At 72.3% G+C, this 15,835-nt stretch carries 15 protein-coding genes; 14 read left to right on the top strand and 1 reads right to left on the bottom strand.

The window, feature by feature from the left end:
• Positions 1-96: 96 nt before the first annotated feature.
• Complete coding sequence (locus ABZ479_RS23960; RefSeq protein WP_500463488.1) at positions 97-2,301, bottom strand: elongation factor G-like protein EF-G2; 2,205 nt, start codon at positions 2,299-2,301, stop codon at positions 97-99.
• Positions 2,302-2,551: 250 nt separating this feature from the next.
• Between ABZ479_RS23960 and pgsA the strand changes: the two genes are divergently transcribed.
• The 14 genes from pgsA (at position 2,552) to ABZ479_RS23890 (ending at position 15,720) form a co-directional block, all read left to right on the top strand.
• Positions 2,552-3,211 carry a phosphatidylinositol phosphate synthase gene (pgsA, locus tag ABZ479_RS23955; RefSeq protein WP_499510809.1) on the top strand — a complete coding sequence of 220 codons (660 nt, stop codon included), beginning with the start codon at positions 2,552-2,554 and terminating at the stop codon, positions 3,209-3,211.
• Complete coding sequence (locus tag ABZ479_RS23950) at positions 3,208-4,191, top strand: phosphatidylinositol mannoside acyltransferase (RefSeq protein WP_500463487.1); 984 nt, start codon at positions 3,208-3,210, stop codon at positions 4,189-4,191. Before pgsA ends, ABZ479_RS23950 begins: the two co-directional genes overlap by 4 nt.
• Entirely contained in the window at positions 4,188-5,378 is a 1,191-nt protein-coding gene (locus ABZ479_RS23945; RefSeq protein WP_500463486.1) for a glycosyltransferase family 4 protein, read from the top strand. Before ABZ479_RS23950 ends, ABZ479_RS23945 begins: the two co-directional genes overlap by 4 nt.
• A gap of 630 nt (positions 5,379-6,008) precedes the next feature.
• Positions 6,009-6,557: a LemA family protein gene (locus tag ABZ479_RS23940; protein ID WP_499603378.1), complete on the top strand. Its 549-nt coding sequence runs from the start codon at positions 6,009-6,011 to the stop codon at positions 6,555-6,557.
• A 148-nt stretch (positions 6,558-6,705) separates the two neighbouring features.
• Positions 6,706-7,620 (top strand): pyridoxal 5'-phosphate synthase lyase subunit PdxS, encoded by a 915-nt coding sequence (pdxS, locus tag ABZ479_RS23935; protein ID WP_500463485.1) that lies wholly within the window; start codon positions 6,706-6,708, stop codon positions 7,618-7,620.
• A gap of 102 nt (positions 7,621-7,722) precedes the next feature.
• Complete coding sequence (gene pdxT, locus ABZ479_RS23930; protein ID WP_499603376.1) at positions 7,723-8,322, top strand: pyridoxal 5'-phosphate synthase glutaminase subunit PdxT; 600 nt, start codon at positions 7,723-7,725, stop codon at positions 8,320-8,322.
• 61 nt (positions 8,323-8,383) lie between these two features.
• On the top strand, positions 8,384-9,136 hold the full coding sequence (locus ABZ479_RS23925) for a YebC/PmpR family DNA-binding transcriptional regulator (protein WP_500463484.1): 753 nt from the start codon (positions 8,384-8,386) through the stop codon (positions 9,134-9,136).
• Between the two features lie 132 nt (positions 9,137-9,268).
• Positions 9,269-9,799, top strand: coding sequence for a crossover junction endodeoxyribonuclease RuvC (ruvC, locus tag ABZ479_RS23920; RefSeq protein ID WP_499603374.1), 531 nt, complete (start codon positions 9,269-9,271; stop codon positions 9,797-9,799).
• Positions 9,796-10,410 carry a Holliday junction branch migration protein RuvA gene (ruvA, locus tag ABZ479_RS23915; RefSeq protein ID WP_500463483.1) on the top strand — a complete coding sequence of 205 codons (615 nt, stop codon included), beginning with the start codon at positions 9,796-9,798 and terminating at the stop codon, positions 10,408-10,410. The genes ruvC and ruvA overlap by 4 nt, the downstream gene beginning before the upstream one ends.
• 30 nt (positions 10,411-10,440) lie before the next feature.
• On the top strand, positions 10,441-11,505 hold the full coding sequence (gene ruvB / locus ABZ479_RS23910) for a Holliday junction branch migration DNA helicase RuvB (RefSeq protein WP_500463482.1): 1,065 nt from the start codon (positions 10,441-10,443) through the stop codon (positions 11,503-11,505).
• Positions 11,506-11,666: 161 nt separating this feature from the next.
• Positions 11,667-12,092: a preprotein translocase subunit YajC gene (gene yajC / locus ABZ479_RS23905; RefSeq protein ID WP_500463481.1), complete on the top strand. Its 426-nt coding sequence runs from the start codon at positions 11,667-11,669 to the stop codon at positions 12,090-12,092.
• Positions 12,093-12,195: 103 nt separating this feature from the next.
• Positions 12,196-13,968, top strand: coding sequence for a protein translocase subunit SecD (secD, locus tag ABZ479_RS23900; protein WP_500463480.1), 1,773 nt, complete (start codon positions 12,196-12,198; stop codon positions 13,966-13,968).
• The gene (gene secF, locus ABZ479_RS23895; protein ID WP_500463479.1) at positions 13,968-15,104 is read left to right on the top strand and encodes a protein translocase subunit SecF; all 1,137 of its coding nucleotides are present in this window, start codon (positions 13,968-13,970) and stop codon (positions 15,102-15,104) included. The genes secD and secF overlap by 1 nt, the downstream gene beginning before the upstream one ends.
• 55 nt (positions 15,105-15,159) lie before the next feature.
• On the top strand, positions 15,160-15,720 hold the full coding sequence (locus ABZ479_RS23890) for an adenine phosphoribosyltransferase (protein ID WP_499603368.1): 561 nt from the start codon (positions 15,160-15,162) through the stop codon (positions 15,718-15,720).
• Positions 15,721-15,835 lie beyond the last annotated feature (115 nt).

The raw sequence follows: 15,835 nt of genomic DNA, 5'->3' as shown, positions 1-15,835 counted from the left end.
CGCCGCCCACCCAGCGTATACGGGGCGTGTGACGTGCGTCATCGGCCCGGCGGAAGAAGATCGTCCGCCGGGCCGTCAACCTCCCCCGTGCGGGGGTTACTTGCCGGACTCCTGCGCGTGCTGCTCCCTCAGCTTCTGCGCCAGCTGCGGCGGCATCGGCTCGTGCCGGGCGTAGCTGCGGCCGTACCGTCCGGTGCCGTGCGACAGCGACCGCAGGTCGACCGCGTAGCGCCCGATCTCGATCTCCGGTACCTCGGCCCGCACCAATGTGCGTCCCAGGCCGACCGGTTCGGTGCCCAGCACCCGGCCGCGGCGCCCGGACAGGTCGCTCATGACCGGGCCGACGTACTCGTCCGGCACCATCACCCGGATCTCGCTGACCGGTTCCAGCAGGTGGATGCGGCACTGCGTGGCCGCCTCGCGCAGGGCGAGCGCGCCCGCCGTCTGGAAGGCGGCGTCGGAGGAGTCCACCGAGTGCGCCTTGCCGTCGACCAGGGTGATGCGGATGTCCTCGACCGGGAAGCCCAGGGCCACGCCCCTGGCGGCCTGGGTGCGCACGCCCTTCTCCACCGAGGGGATGAACTGCCGTGGTACCGCGCCGCCGACGACCTTGTCGACGAACTCGATGCCGGAGCCCACCGGCAGCGGCTCGACCTCGATGTCGCAGATGGCGTACTGGCCGTGCCCGCCCGACTGTTTGACGTGCCGTCCGCGCGCCGTCGACCTCTCGCCGAAGGTCTCGCGCAGCGCCACCTTGTGCGGCACCGCGTCGACCTGCACGCCGTACCGCGTGCGCAGCCGCTCCAGCGCCACGTCCATGTGGGCCTCGCCCAGGCACCACAGCACGACCTGCCGGGTGTCGGGGTTCTGCTCCAGCCGCATCGTGGGGTCCTCGGCGACGAGCCGGGACAGGCCGACGGACAGCTTGTCCTCGTCGGCCTTGCTGTGCGCCTGGATCGCGACCGGCAGCAGGGGGTCCGGCATCAGCCAGGGCTCCATGAGCAGCGGGTCGTCCTTGGCGGAGAGGGTGTCGCCGGTCTCCGCGCGGGTCAGCTTGGCGACGCAGGCCAGGTCGCCCGCGACGCAGTGCGGCACCGTCCGCTGCTGCTTGCCGAAGGGCGAGGACAGGGCGCCGACGCGCTCGTCGACGTCGTGGTCCTCGTGGCCGCGGTCCTCCAGCCCGTGGCCCGAGACGTGGACCGTCTCGTCGGGGCGCAGGGTGCCGGAGAAGACCCGTACGAGGCTGATCCGCCCCACGTACGGGTCGGAGGAGGTCTTCACGACCTCGGCGGCCAGCGGCCCGTCCGGGTCGCAGGTGAGCTGTGCGTGCGAGGTGCCCTGGGGGGTGGTGACCTGCGGGACCTCGCGTTCCAGCGGTGTGGGGAAGCCGCCGGTGATCAGTTCCAGCAGCTCCACGGTGCCGATGCCCTGCCGGCAGCCCTCGGCGGCCGGCGCGGCGGCCAGCACGGGGTGGAAGGAGCCGCGCGCCACGGCGCGCTCCAGGTCCTGGACCAGCGTCTTGAGGTCGAGTTCCTCGCCGCTCAGATAGCGGTCCATGAGGGTCTCGTCCTCGCTCTCGGCGATGATCCCCTCGATGAGCCGGGCGCGCGCGTCGTCCAGCTCCGGCAGCTGCCCCTCGTCCGGCGGGCGATCCTCGCGCTTGCCGGAGGAGTAGTCGTAGACCCGCTGCGACAGCAGGCCGATGAGCCCGGTCACGGGAGCGTGGCCGTCCGCGCTCTCCTCGCCGTGCAGCGGGAGGTACAGCGGCAGCACCGTGTCGGGGGAGTCGCCGCCGAAGGCCTCGCGGCAGGTCTCGGTCATCTCGTCGAAGTCGGCCCGGGCCGCCTCCAGGTGCGTGACGACGACCGCGCGCGGCATGCCGACCGCCGCGCACTCCTCCCAGACCATCCGGGTCGCGCCGTCGACGCCGTCCGCCGCCGAGACGACGAAGAGGGCCGCGTCCGCGGCCCGCAGACCGGCCCTGAGCTCCCCCACGAAGTCGGCGTACCCGGGGGTGTCCAGCAGGTTGACCTTGATCCCGTCCCACTCCACCGGTACCAGCGAGAGCTGTACCGAGCGTTGCTGACGGTGCTCGATCTCGTCGTGGTCGGAGACGGTCCCGCCGTCGGCCACGTGCCCGGCGCGGTTCACCGCCCCGGTCGCCAGGGCGAGCGCCTCGACCAGCGTCGTCTTCCCGGAGCCACTGTGGCCGACCAGCACCACGTTGCGCACGTCCTCGGGCCGGCCGGCCGCCAATGCCCTTCCGGCGGCTCCCGGACCTGCATCTCTCCTGTCGCCCATGTGCCTCGCCTCCCGGTCCGTCACGGCATGGGGACTGGCGCCACGGGAGACCACCCGCCAGGGGCGGTCTGCATGTGACGCCCGCGGTAATTCGACCTTCCCACGACCGTCACGGTGCGTCCATACGTCGTACGTGCCGCGGTAGGACGGGAGCCACGGAGCTGCGCCGGAACGCTCCTGGCTACGATGGGCCAGCCGGGCGGCCGACGGGGCCGCGCCGGGGCACCCACCGAACCCCTCCGGGAAGGCCATGCTGAACAAGTACGCGCGTGCTTTCTTCACGCGTGTCCTCACACCGTTCGCCGCGTTCCTGCTGCGCCGGGGCGTCAGCCCCGACACGGTCACGCTGATCGGCACGGGAGGCGTGGTCGCGGGAGCGCTGGTCTTCTACCCCAGGGGCGAGTTCTTCTGGGGCACGGTCGTCATCACCCTCTTCGTCTTCTCCGACCTGGTCGACGGCAACATGGCCCGCCAGGCCGGCGTCTCCAGCCGCTGGGGCGCCTTCCTCGACTCCACCCTGGACCGGGTCGCCGACGCGGCGATCTTCGGCGGGCTGGCGCTCTGGTACGCCGGGGGCGGCGACGACCTCGTGCTGTGCGCGGTGACGATCTTCTGCCTCGCCAGCGGCCAGGTGGTCTCGTACACCAAGGCCCGCGGTGAGAGCATCGGACTGCCGGTGGCCGTCAACGGCCTGGTCGAGCGGGCCGAGCGACTGGTCATCTCACTGGTGGCCTGCGGTTTCGCCGGGCTCCACAAGTTCGGGGTGCCCGGCATCCAGTGGCTGCTGCCGATCGCCCTGTGGATCGTGGCCGTCGGCAGCCTGGTGACGCTGGTGCAGCGGGTGATCACCGTGCGCCGCGAGGCCTTCGAGGCCGACGCGGCGGCGCACGAAGGGAGCGGCAGGGCGTGAAGGACCGGCTGACCGACGCGCTGTACGGACTGGGCTGGGGCGCGGTCAAGCGGCTGCCGGAGCCCGCCGCGGCACGGCTCGGCCGCTCCGTCGCCGACCTCGCCTGGAACCGCCGCGGCAAGGGCGTGCAGCGCCTGGAGTCCAACCTGGCCAGGGTCGTGCCCGACGCCGACGGGACGCGGCTGCGCGAGCTGTCGAAGGCCGGCATGCGCTCCTACCTGCGCTACTGGATGGAGTCCTTCCGGCTGCCGGCCTGGAGCGAGGAACGCATCCGCACCTCGTTCGACTGCAAGGACCTGCACCACCTCGAGGAGGGCCTTGCCTCCGGCCGCGGTGTCGTCCTCGCCCTGCCGCACATGGCCAACTGGGACCTCGCCGGCGCCTGGGTGACCACCAGCCTCGGGGTGCCCTTCGCCACCGTCGCCGAGCGGCTGAAGCCCGAGACCCTGTACGACCGCTTCGTGGCCTACCGCGAGGGCCTCGGCATGGAGGTGCTGCCGCACACCGGCGGCGCCGCCTTCGGCGCGCTGGCCCGGCGGCTGCGCGGCGGCGGCCTGGTGTGCCTGGTCGCCGACCGCGACCTGTCGTCCTCCGGCGTCGAGGTGGACTTCTTCGGCGAGGCCACCCGCATGCCCGCGGGACCCGCCCTCCTCGCGCAGCAGACCGGCGCGCTGCTGCTGCCGGTCACCCTGTGGTACGACGACTCGCCCAACCTCCAGGGCCAGGTGCACGCCCCGATCGAGGTGCCCGGGGGCGGCACGCGGGCGGAGCGCACCGCCGCCATGACGCAGCGCCTGGCGGACGTCTTCGCCGCCGGCATCGCCGAGCACCCCGAGGACTGGCACATGCTGCAGCGGCTGTGGCTCGCCGACCTCGAACCGCGGGCGGACGCCCCGGCCGGGCAACCCGGGGGCCCGGGCACGGCGTCCTCCCCGGTGTCCGGCGACCCCACCGACCGCTCCGGAACGGAGAAGCCTTGAGGATCGGGATCGTCAGCCCGTACTCGTGGGACGTCCCCGGCGGCGTCCAGTTCCACATCCGCGACCTCGCCGAGCACCTCATCGCGCTCGGCCACGAGGTCTCCGTCCTGGCGCCCGCCGACGACGACACCCCGCTGCCGCCGTACGTCGTCTCCTCCGGACGCGCCGTCCCCGTGCCGTACAACGGCTCGGTCGCGCGGCTCAACTTCGGCTTCCTGTCGGCGGCGCGGGTGCGCCGCTGGCTCCACGAGGGCGCCTTCGACGTCATCCACGTCCACGAGCCCTCCTCGCCCTCCCTCGGGCTGCTGACCTGCTGGGCGGCGCAGGGGCCGATCGTGGCCACCTTCCACACCTCCAACCCCCGCTCCCGCGCGATGATCGCCGCGTACCCGATCCTGCAGGCGGCGCTGGAGAAGATCAGCGCCCGGATCGCGGTCAGCGAGTACGCCCGGCGCACCCTCGTCGAGCACCTGGGCGGTGACGCCGTCGTCATCCCGAACGGCGTCGACGTGGGCTTCTTCGCCGACGCCGAGCCCAAGACGGAGTGGCAGGGCGGCGGCGACCCCGGTGCGGAGGGGGAGCGGACCATCGGCTTCATCGGGCGGATCGACGAGCCCCGCAAGGGCCTGCCCGTGCTGATGAGGGCCCTGCCGAAGATCCTCGCCGAGCGGCCGCGCACCCGGCTGCTGGTCGCCGGGCGCGGCGACGAGGCCGAGGCCGTCGAGGACCTGCCCGCGCAGATGCGCGACCGGGTCGAGTTCCTCGGCATGGTCAGCGACGAGGACAAGGCGCGTCTGCTGCGCAGCGTCGACCTGTACGTGGCGCCCAACACCGGCGGCGAGAGCTTCGGGATCATCCTCGTCGAGGCCATGTCGGCCGGCGCGCCGGTGCTCGCCAGCGACCTGGACGCCTTCCGCCAGGTGCTGGACGGAGGCGCGGCCGGCGAACTCTTCCCCAACGAGGACCCGGACGCGCTGGCGGCCTCCGCCGTGCGCCTGCTGGGCGACGCCGAGCGCCGCGCGCAACTGCGCGAGCTGGGCTCCCGGCACGTGCGGCGCTTCGACTGGTCGGTCGTGGCCGCCGACATCCTCGCCGTGTACGAGACGGTCACGGCCGGCGCCGCCGCCTCCGTCGCCGCCGACGAACGCGTCGGCCTGCGCGCCCGCTTCGGCTTCGCCCGCGACTGACGCCCCCCGGCGGGGGTGGCGGCGGTCCCCGTCAGCGCCTGGCTGGGGCGCCTGAGGGGTGTGGCGGGCGCACACCGGTCGCCCGGCGGTAGGCCCACGGTGCGTGGTCCCCCTGGTGCGCGCCTGACGCGGTGATCCTGGTGCGGCCGGTGCACGGGTCCGGCGGTTGGCGGCAGTGGCCGGTGGCGGTGCCGCGGCGCCCCGGGCGTCCGTAGCGCGGCAGGTGCACGTGCGACGTTCCGGTGGCCCGATGTCCGGGCGGAGGCTCGCGAGCGGACCCGGGCACCCCACAAGGCTCCGCCACCACGCCTGAGCGGCACCTGGCCGCCAGGACCGTCACATAGGCGGCGGCGCCGCGGCACACGAACCGTCGAGCGACCTGCGCGCCCGGCGCCCTCACGCGGCACCGGACCGCCGGCGTGCTGCCCCGGAAACCGCTGACCGTGCTCGGCGCGGCCGCACCACAGGAGCGGCCCTCGTCCCGGGCGACGCGTCGGACGCGGCCGTTCTCCCGTCCGGTCCAGGAATCCACCGCCCGCCGTGCGGCCCGTGCTGTCCGGTGCCCGGCGCTACGCGCCAGTTCGGCGGCGCCCGGGGGTCGTACCGGGCGCACCGGTAGCCTTGCGGTCCGTGACCACCTTCATCTGGGTCGCCGTGGCGCTGGTCGCCGTCGGCCTCTACCTGAGCTGGACCGCGGGGCGGCTGGACCGCCTGCACGCCCGCATCGACGCCGCCCGGGCCGCGCTGGACGCGCAGCTGCTGCGCCGGGCCTCCGTGGCGCAGGAGCTGGCCACCGCGGGGGTGCTGGACCCGGCGGCGAGCATCGTGCTCTACGAGGCCGCGCACTCCGCCCGGCAGGCGCAGGACGAGCAGCGCGAGGTGGCCGAGAGCGAACTGAGCCAGGCGCTGCGCGCCGTATTCGCCGAGGCCGACGCGGTCGACGCCGTACGGGCCGCCCCCGGCGGCGACGCGGCCACCCACGAGCTGACCCAGGCCGTGCGCCGGGTGCCGATGGCACGGCGCTTCCACAACGACGCCGTCCGCGCGGCCAGGGCGCTGCGCTCGCACCGCAAGGTGCGCTGGTTCCGGCTCGCGGGACACGCCCCGCGGCCGGTGACCTTCGAGATGGACGACGAGCCGCCGCTCGTCCTCACCGTCGAGGGGGTGGCAGGCCACTGAGGAGCGATTGGCCCTTTTGCGGTCCACTTGGTGCGGTCCACGATGAAACACAGAGCAACCATCGGTGTTCCGCCGGCCGGCCGTGAGGGGTCCGGGGAACGCCGCCGGCTGCCACCACCCCGCAGTTGAGTCTCCGAGTGAGGTCCCCGTGTCCACCACGCTTCCCAGCACCCCCGAGTCCCCCGAGACCGGCACCGCGCGCGTCAAGCGCGGCATGGCCGAGCAGCTCAAGGGCGGCGTGATCATGGACGTCGTCACCCCCGAGCAGGCCAAGATCGCCGAGGACGCGGGTGCCGTCGCCGTCATGGCGCTGGAGCGGGTCCCGGCCGACATCCGCAAGGACGGCGGCGTGGCCCGCATGTCCGACCCGGACATGATCGAGGGCATCATCGGGGCCGTCTCGATCCCGGTCATGGCCAAGTCCCGCATCGGCCACTTCGTCGAGGCCCAGGTCCTGCAGTCGCTCGGCGTCGACTACATCGACGAGTCCGAGGTCCTCACCCCGGCCGACGAGGTCAACCACTCCGACAAGTGGGCCTTCACCACCCCCTTCGTCTGCGGCGCCACCAACCTGGGCGAGGCCCTGCGCCGCATCGCCGAGGGCGCGGCCATGATCCGCTCCAAGGGCGAGGCCGGCACCGGCAACGTGGTCGAGGCCGTCCGTCACCTGCGCCAGATCAAGAACGAGATCGCCCGCCTGCGCGGCTACGACAACCACGAGCTGTACGCCGCCGCCAAGGAGCTGCGCGCCCCGTACGAGCTCGTCAAGGAGGTCGCCGAGCTCGGCAAGCTGCCGGTCGTGCTGTTCTCCGCCGGCGGTGTCGCCACCCCGGCCGACGCCGCGCTGATGCGCCAGCTCGGCGCGGAGGGCGTCTTCGTCGGCTCCGGCATCTTCAAGTCCGGCGACCCGGCCAAGCGCGCCGCCGCCATCGTGAAGGCCACCACCTTCTACGACGACCCCAAGATCATCGCGGACGCCTCCCGCAACCTGGGCGAGGCCATGGTCGGCATCAACTGCGACACCCTCCCCGAGGCCGAGCGCTACGCCAACCGCGGCTGGTAGGCGCCCCCGCGCCACGCGCCACGCGCCCCCGCGATGGGCAGGCCCGCGACGGCCTGCCCATCGCCCGTTGCCCCACCCGACGTCCCGGAAGGTCCCCGCACCGTGTCCAGCAGCACCCCGACCATCGGCGTCCTCGCCCTGCAAGGCGACGTCCGCGAGCACCTGGTGGCGCTCGCCGAGGCCGACGCCCTCGCCCGCCCCGTGCGGCGCCCCGAGGAACTGGCCGAGGTGGACGGCCTGGTGGTCCCGGGCGGCGAGTCGACCACGATGTCCAAGCTCGCCACGCTCTTCGGCATGATGGAGCCGCTGCGCGACCGCGTCCGCGCGGGCCTGCCGGTCTACGGCACCTGCGCCGGCATGATCATGCTCGCCGACAAGATCCTCGACGGCAGGGACGACCAGGAGACCTTCGGCGGGATCGACATGATCGTGCGCCGCAACGCCTTCGGCCGGCAGAACGAGTCCTTCGAGACGGCGGTCGAGGTCGAGGGCGTCGAAGGCGGCCCCGTCGAGGGCGTCTTCATCCGCGCACCCTGGGTCGAGTCGACCGGCAGCGGGGTCGCCACGCTGGCACGTCTCGAGGACGGCACGATCGTCGCCGTCCGGCAGGGCAACCTGCTGGCCACCTCGTTCCACCCCGAACTGACCGGCGACCACCGGGTCCACCGCTACTTCGTCGACATGGTGCGCGCCGCGCGGTGAGGCGATCCCGGTAGGATCGCAGTGTTCGTGAAGCAATCGGTGACGTGAAGGAGACAGGCTGATGTCCGGCCACTCTAAATGGGCTACGACGAAGCACAAGAAGGCCGTGATCGACGCCAAGCGCGGCAAGCTCTTCGCGAAGCTGATCAAGAACATCGAGGTGGCCGCCCGTGCGGGCGGCGCCGACATCTCCGGTAACCCGACCCTCTTCGACGCCATCCAGAAGGCGAAGAAGAGCTCGGTGCCCAACAAGAACATCGACAGCGCGGTCAAGCGCGGTGCCGGTCTCGAGGCGGGCGGCGCCGACTACGAGACGATCATGTACGAGGGCTACGGCCCCAACGGTGTCGCGGTGCTCATCGAGTGCCTCACCGACAACCGCAACCGTGCCGCTTCCGACGTCCGCGTCGCGATGACCCGCAACGGCGGCTCCATGGCCGACCCGGGTTCGGTGTCGTACCTGTTCAACCGCAAGGGCGTCGTGATCGTCCCCAAGGCCGGGCTCTCCGAGGACGACGTGCTCGGCGCGGTCCTGGAGGCGGGCGCCGAGGAGGTCAACGACCTCGGCGAGTCCTTCGAGGTGCTGAGCGAGGCCACCGACATGGTCGCGGTCCGCACCGCGCTCCAGGAGGCGGGCATCGACTACGACTCCGCGGAGGCCAACTTCGTCCCCACCATGCAGGTGGAACTGGACGAGGAGGGCGCCCGCAAGATCTTCAAGCTCATCGACGCGCTCGAGGACAGCGACGACGTGCAGAACGTCTTCGCCAACTTCGACGTCTCCGACGAGGTCATGGAGAAGGTCGACGCCTGATCCGTCCGTCAAGGACGCAGGGCGGGACGGCGGCCCGTGGGGAGGACACACCCCCACCGGGCCGCCGTCGTTGTCGGTGGCACCCGATAGCCTCCAGGAATCCGCTGAACGGCTGTCCGAGGGAGGGGCGCGGTGCGTGTGCTGGGCGTGGACCCGGGGCTGACCCGGTGCGGCATCGGCGTGGTGGACGGGGCGCCGGGCAAGCCGCTCCGCATGGCGGGGGTCGGCGTCGTCCGCACCCCCGCGGAGGCCGACATCGGCCACCGCCTGGTGCTGGTCGAGCGCGGCATAGAGGCCTGGCTGGACGAGTACGCGCCCCAGGCGGTCGCCGTGGAACGGGTGTTCAGCCAGCACAACGTGCGCACCGTGATGGGCACCGCCCAGGCCAGCGCCGTCGCCATCCTGTGCGCCTCCCGCCGTGGGCTGCCGGTCCACCTGCACACCCCCAGCGAGGTCAAGGCCGCCGTCACCGGCAGCGGCCGGGCCGACAAGGCCCAGGTCGGCGCCATGGTCACCCGCCTGCTGCGGCTCGACGCCCCACCCAAGCCCGCCGACGCCGCGGACGCGCTGGCGCTCGCCATCTGCCACATCTGGCGCGGCACCGCGACCAACCGCCTCCAGCAGGCCGTCGCCCGAGCACGAACCCAGGAGCCCAGCACATGATCGCCTTCGTCAGCGGGCCGGTCGCCGCCCTCGCCCCCGACACGGCCGTGATCGAGGTCGGCGGCATCGGGATGGCCGTCCAGTGCTCCCCGGGCACCCTCGCCGCACTGCGCGTGGGCGAGCCGGCCCGCCTCGCCACCTCGCTCGTCGTCCGCGAGGACTCGCTCACCCTGTACGGCTTCGCCGACGACGACGAGCGCCAGGTCTTCGAACTGCTGCAGACCGCCAGTGGCGTCGGCCCCCGGCTGGCCCAGGCCATGCTCGCCGTGCACAGCCCGGACGCGCTGCGCATGGCCGTCGCCACCGGTGACGAGAAGGCCCTCACCGCCGTCCCGGGCATCGGCAAGAAGGGCGCCCAGCGGCTGTTGCTCGAGCTCAAGGACCGCCTCGGCGCCCCCGTGGGCACGGCGGGAGGCGCCCGCCCCGCGGTCGCCGCCGGGCCCGCCTCGTGGCGCGAGCAGCTGCACGCCGCGCTGATCGGCCTCGGCTACCAGCCGCGCGAGGCGGAGGAGGCCGTGGCCGCCGTCACCCCGCAGGCCGAGGCGAGCGCCGATCCGCAGGTCGGGGCCCTCCTGCGGGCCGCCCTGCAGACCCTGAACCGAGCCCGCTGACCTAGCCCGCCGAGCGTAAGGCGCACCGAAGTGAACTGGGACGACGAGTCCGAACCGACCACCGCCGACCGTCTCGTCGGCGCCGCCGCCGACGGTGAGGACCAGGCCGTCGAGGCGGCGCTACGGCCCAAGGCGCTGGAGGAGTTCGTCGGCCAGGAGCGGGTCCGTGAGCAGCTCGACCTGGTGCTGAAGGCGGCCCGGCAGCGCGGCGGCACCGCGGACCACGTCCTGCTCTCCGGCGCCCCCGGGCTCGGCAAGACCACCCTGTCGATGATCATCGCGGCGGAGATGGGCGCCCCCATCCGCATCACCTCCGGGCCCGCCATCCAGCACGCCGGCGACCTGGCCGCGATCCTCTCCTCCCTGGCCGAGGGCGAGGTGCTCTTCCTCGACGAGATCCACCGGATGTCCCGGCCCGCCGAGGAGATGCTCTACATGGCGATGGAGGACTTCCGGGTCGACGTCATCGTCGGCAAGGGCCCCGGCGCCACCGCGATCCCCCTGGAACTCCCGCCGTTCACCCTGGTCGGCGCCACCACCCGGGCCGGTCTGCTGCCGCCGCCGCTGCGCGACCGCTTCGGCTTCACCGGCCACATGGAGTTCTACGCCCCGGCCGAACTGGAGCGGGTCATCCACCGCTCCGCGCGCCTGCTCGACGTCGGCATCGACGCCGAGGGCGCCGCCGAGATCGCCGGACGCTCCCGCGGCACCCCGCGCATCGCCAACCGACTCCTGCGCCGCGTACGGGACTTCGCGCAGGTGAAGGCCGACGGCGTGATCACCCGCGAGGTCGCCGCGCAGGCGCTGCACGTGTACGAGGTCGACGGCCGCGGCCTGGACCGGCTGGACCGCGCCGTGCTGCAGGCCCTGCTGAAGCTCTTCGGCGGCGGCCCGGTGGGGCTGTCGACACTGGCGGTGGCCGTGGGGGAGGAGCGGGAGACGGTGGAGGAGGTGGCCGAGCCGTTCCTGGTGCGCGAGGGACTGCTGGCGCGCACCCCCCGTGGCCGGGTCGCCACACCCGCCGCATGGGCACACCTCGGACTCGTGCCGCCACAGGGCGCCGGACCCGGGCAAGACGGGCTGTTCGGCCCTTGACGGCGGGGAGACTCGCCGCCGCAGGAACCTCGGTGTAATGCTTGGCGTTGTTCCACCGGCGAACGAACGCTTAGACTCCGCCGACGTCGTGCCTCCGGGACCGACACCCACAATCCCGTAGACCAGGCCCCTGCGGCCGTGCGAAGGATCGTCAAGACACCATGAATCTGGTTCAAATCCTGCCTTTCGTCCTGATCATCGGTGTCATGCTGCTGATGACCCGCTCCGCGAAGAACCGGCAGCGCCAGGCCACGCAGATGCGTGACCAGATGGCTCCCGGTTCGGGCATCCGGACGATCGGGGGCATGTACGCCGTCGTCAAGGAGGTCAACGAGGACACGGTCCTGCTGGAGCTGGCCGACGGTGTCCACGCGCACTTCGCGAAGAACGCCATCGCCGCGGTCCTCGACCAGGCCGAGTTCGACCGCATCGTCCACGGCATCGACCCGGAGCCGGAGCTCGAGGCGCACGACGCCGAGGACGCGGACGAGGCCGAGAAGGCCGACGAGCCCGTCCAGCTGAGCAAGTCCGCCGACGAGCCCGTGACCGAGGACGCCCCCAAGACGGACGGCACCGACAAGAAGTAACGGCCCGCCCGGTACTTTTGCACGGTCGGCAAGTTCGTACTACTCATCGTGCCGCCCCGCTGCGCGCAGGTCGCAGGGCGGTTGGACAGGGAGAATCGAGAAGGTGGCAGCACCGAAGAGGGGCCGTAGGCCCTCGGGGAGCCAGGGATACCCCGGGCGGGCGCTGGCAGTGATCCTGCTGGCCATCGTGGCGCTCACCGGAGGGATGTTCCTCTCCGGCCACACCACCCCCCGGCTGGGCATCGACCTCGCCGGCGGTACGAGCATCACGCTGACGGCGAAGAGCGACCAGGCCGGCGCGATCAACAAGACCAACATGGAGACCGCCAAGTCGATCATCGACCGGCGCGTCAACGGTCTTGGTGTCTCGGAAGCCGAAAGCCAGATCCAGGGCGACCGGAACATCATCGTCAACATCCCCAAGGGCACCAACGCCGCGCAGGCCGAGCAGCAGGTCGGCACCACCGCCCAGCTCTACTTCCGGCCCGTGCTCGCCGAGGTGGCCAACACCCCGCCGACCCCGGCCTCGCCGAGCGGCAGCCCCTCCGGCTCGCCCTCGTCCCCGGCCTCGCCGTCCGCGACCGCGTCGACCGGTGCCAAGGTCTCCGGCACCCCGTCCGCGAGCGCCTCGACGCAGGGCCGCGCCGTCACCGACGCGCTGAAGGCCTCCTCGACGCCGTCCGCACCGGCCTCGGACGCCCCCGCCTCGAACGCGCCCGTGCCGACCCCGTCGGCCCCGGCGAACGCGGCGCCCGGCAGCACGCTGGACACCTCCATCCCCGAGGACCTCCAGGCGAAGCTCGCCGCGCTGGACTGCTCCGACGCGAAGACGCGCGCCAACCTCAACCTCAAGGCCAAGCCGACCGACAAGATCGTCGCGTGCAGCCAGGACGGCGGCGCCAAGTACGCCCTCGGTCCCGCCGCGGTCGACGGCAAGAACGTCAGCAAGGCCGCCGCGCAGTTCGACACCCAGGGCGGCAACGGCTGGGTCGTCACCCTGAACTTCGACGGCACCGGCTCGAAGGCCTTCTCGAAGATCACCTCGCAGCTCTCGCAGCAGCAGCCGCCGAACAACCAGTTCGCGATCGTGCTGGACAACGAGGTCGTCTCCGCCCCCTCGGTGAACCAGACCCTGAGCGGCAGCGCCGAGATCTACGGCAGCTTCACCCAGGAGAGCTCGGAGGAGCTGGCGAACGTCCTGTCCTACGGCTCGCTGCCGCTGACCTTCGACAAGTCGGACGTCACCAAGGTGTCGGCGGCGGTCGGTGGCGAGCAGCTGCACGGCGGCCTCATCGCCGGCGGCGTCGGCCTCGCCCTGGTCGTGCTCTACCTGGTCGCGTACTACCGCGGCCTGAGCTTCGTGGCGATCCTGAGCCTCATCGTCTCGGCGATCCTCACCTACGCGATCATGACGCTGCTCGGCCCGGCCATCGGCTTCGCGCTGAACCTGCCGGCGGTCTGCGGTGCCATCGTCGCCATCGGCATCACCGCCGACTCGTTCATCGTGTTCTTCGAACGCATCCGTGACGAACTGCGCGAGGGCCGCTCCCTGCAGCCGGCCGTCGCCCGCGGCTGGCCGCGCGCCCGCCGCACGATCCTCGTCTCGGACTTCGTGTCGTTCCTGTCCGCCGCCGTGCTGTTCGTCGTCTCGGTCGGCAAGGTGCAGGGCTTCGCGTTCACCCTGGGTCTGACGACGCTCCTCGACGTGGCCGTGGTGTTCCTCTTCACCAAGCCGCTGATGACGATCCTGGCCCGCAAGAAGTTCTACGCCGGCGGTCACCCCTGGTCCGGGCTCGACCCGCGCGCCCTGGGCGTCAACCCCCCGCTGCGCCGCACCCGCCGCCCCGCGGCCCGTACCGACGTCAAGGAGGCCTGATGTCCCGGCTCGGCAACCTCGGGCACCGCCTGCACCGAGGCGAGATTTCCTACGACTTCGTGGGTCACCGCAAGCTCTGGTACGGGGTCTCGGTCCTCATCACCATCGCGGCGATCGTCGGTCTCGCCGTGAACGGCCTCAAGCTCGGCATCGAGTTCTCCGGCGGCGCGGTCTTCACCACCCCGAAGACCGAGATGTCGGTCAGCCAGGTCCAGGAGAAGGTCGCCGACAACACCGGCGGCCACCAGGCCATCGTGCAGAAGCTCGGCTCCGGCGCCGTCCGCATCCAGATCAGCGACATCTCGCTCAACGAGGCGAAGGAGATCCAGGGCGAGATCGCCACGGACCTCAACGTCAAGGCGAACGACATCGACCCGCAGATCATCGGTCCGAGCTGGGGCGACGAGATCTCCAAGAAGGCCTTCCAGGGCCTGGTGATCTTCATGGTCCTGGTGACGATCTACCTGGCGATCGCCTTCGAGTGGCGCAAGGCCGTGGCCGCCCTGATCGCCCTCATCCACGACCTCACGATCACCATCGGCGTGTACGCGATCGTGGGCTTCGAGGTCACCCCGGGCACGGTGATCGGTCTGCTGACCGTCCTCGGCTACTCCCTCTACGACACCGTCGTCGTCTTCGACGGTCTGAAGGAGTCCACCAAGGACATCACCAAGCAGAACCGCTACACCTACAGCGAGCTGGCCAACCGCAGCCTCAACCAGACCCTGGTGCGTTCGATCAACACCACGGTCGTGGCGCTGCTGCCGGTCGGCGGCCTGCTCTTCGTCGGTGGCGGCCTGCTCGGCGCGGGCATGCTCAACGACATCGCCCTGTCGCTCTTCGTCGGCCTCACCGCCGGTGCGTACTCCTCGATCTTCATCGCGACCCCGCTGGTCGCGGACCTCAAGGAGCGCGACCCGCAGATGAAGGCGCTGCGCAAGCGCGTGCTCGCCAAGCGCGCCGCCGACGCCCGCCGCGGCGGCGACGCCGCGGACGAGGCGCAGGACGCGTCCCCCGAGGACGCGGACGGCGAGCCGGAGGAGGACGCCCACGCGGGCGCCGTCGTCGGCAGCCAGCGCACCCAGCCGGCCCGCAACAACCGCGGCCGCAACCGTCCCTCCGGCAAGCGCCGCTGAGGACGGCGCGGACGGCGGACGAGACACAGCGACGAAGCACCGAGGAACACAGCCGATGACCACGACGGACGCCACCCCGGAGGGGCTGCGCAGCCTGCTGCTCAGCCGCATCCGGGACGTGCCCGACCACCCGAGGCCGGGTGTGGTGTTCAAGGACATCACCCCGCTGCTGGCCGACCCCGCGGCGTTCAACGCGCTGATCGACGCACTGGCCGGGCTCTGCGCCCGGCACGGCGCCGACAAGGTCGTCGGCCTCGAGGCGCGCGGGTTCATCCTCGCCGCCCCGGCCGCCGCCCGCGCCGGGCTCGGGTTCGTGCCCGTCCGCAAGGCGGGCAAGCTGCCCGGCGCCACGCTGGGACAGGCGTACGAGCTGGAGTACGGCACCGCCGAGATCGAGGTCCACCAGGACGCCTTCTCGGCCGGCGACCGGGTCCTGGTCATCGACGACGTGCTCGCCACCGGCGGCACGGCCGAGGCGTCCATGGAGCTGATCCGCCGGACCGGGGCCGAGGTCGCGGGCCTCGCGGTCCTGCTGGAGCTGGGCTTCCTCGGCGGGCGCGCCCGCCTCGCCCCGTCCCTCGCCGGCGCCCCCCTGGAGGCGCTGATCGCCGTCTGAGCCCCTGGCTCGCCGGAGGCGGGAGATCGGAATAGCACACCTCTGAACTCCAGACACACACCCAACCATCTCGTATGCAGTTTTGTGGTTGAAAATGCTGTTGGGTGGTGGTGTG

This window comes from Streptomyces sp. NPDC005722 (assembly GCF_040630935.1).
Lineage (GTDB): Bacteria > Actinomycetota > Actinomycetes > Streptomycetales > Streptomycetaceae > Actinacidiphila.
Note: the sequence above shows the minus strand (reverse complement) of the source record. Positions and strands in the feature narration are given on the sequence as shown.

Excerpts from the sequence above, each read along its gene's own strand:
- ABZ479_RS23960 (WP_500463488.1), bottom strand. The coding sequence starts at position 2,301 with ATGGGCGACAGGAGAGATGCAGGTCCGGGAGCCGCCGGAAGGGCATTG.
- secF (WP_500463479.1), top strand. The coding sequence starts at position 13,968 with ATGTCCCGGCTCGGCAACCTCGGGCACCGCCTGCACCGAGGCGAGATT.
- ABZ479_RS23890 (WP_499603368.1), top strand. The coding sequence starts at position 15,160 with ATGACCACGACGGACGCCACCCCGGAGGGGCTGCGCAGCCTGCTGCTC.
- ABZ479_RS23925 (WP_500463484.1), top strand. The coding sequence starts at position 8,384 with ATGTCCGGCCACTCTAAATGGGCTACGACGAAGCACAAGAAGGCCGTG.
- ruvA (WP_500463483.1), top strand. The coding sequence starts at position 9,796 with ATGATCGCCTTCGTCAGCGGGCCGGTCGCCGCCCTCGCCCCCGACACG.
- pgsA (WP_499510809.1), top strand. The coding sequence starts at position 2,552 with ATGCTGAACAAGTACGCGCGTGCTTTCTTCACGCGTGTCCTCACACCG.
- yajC (WP_500463481.1), top strand. The coding sequence starts at position 11,667 with ATGAATCTGGTTCAAATCCTGCCTTTCGTCCTGATCATCGGTGTCATG.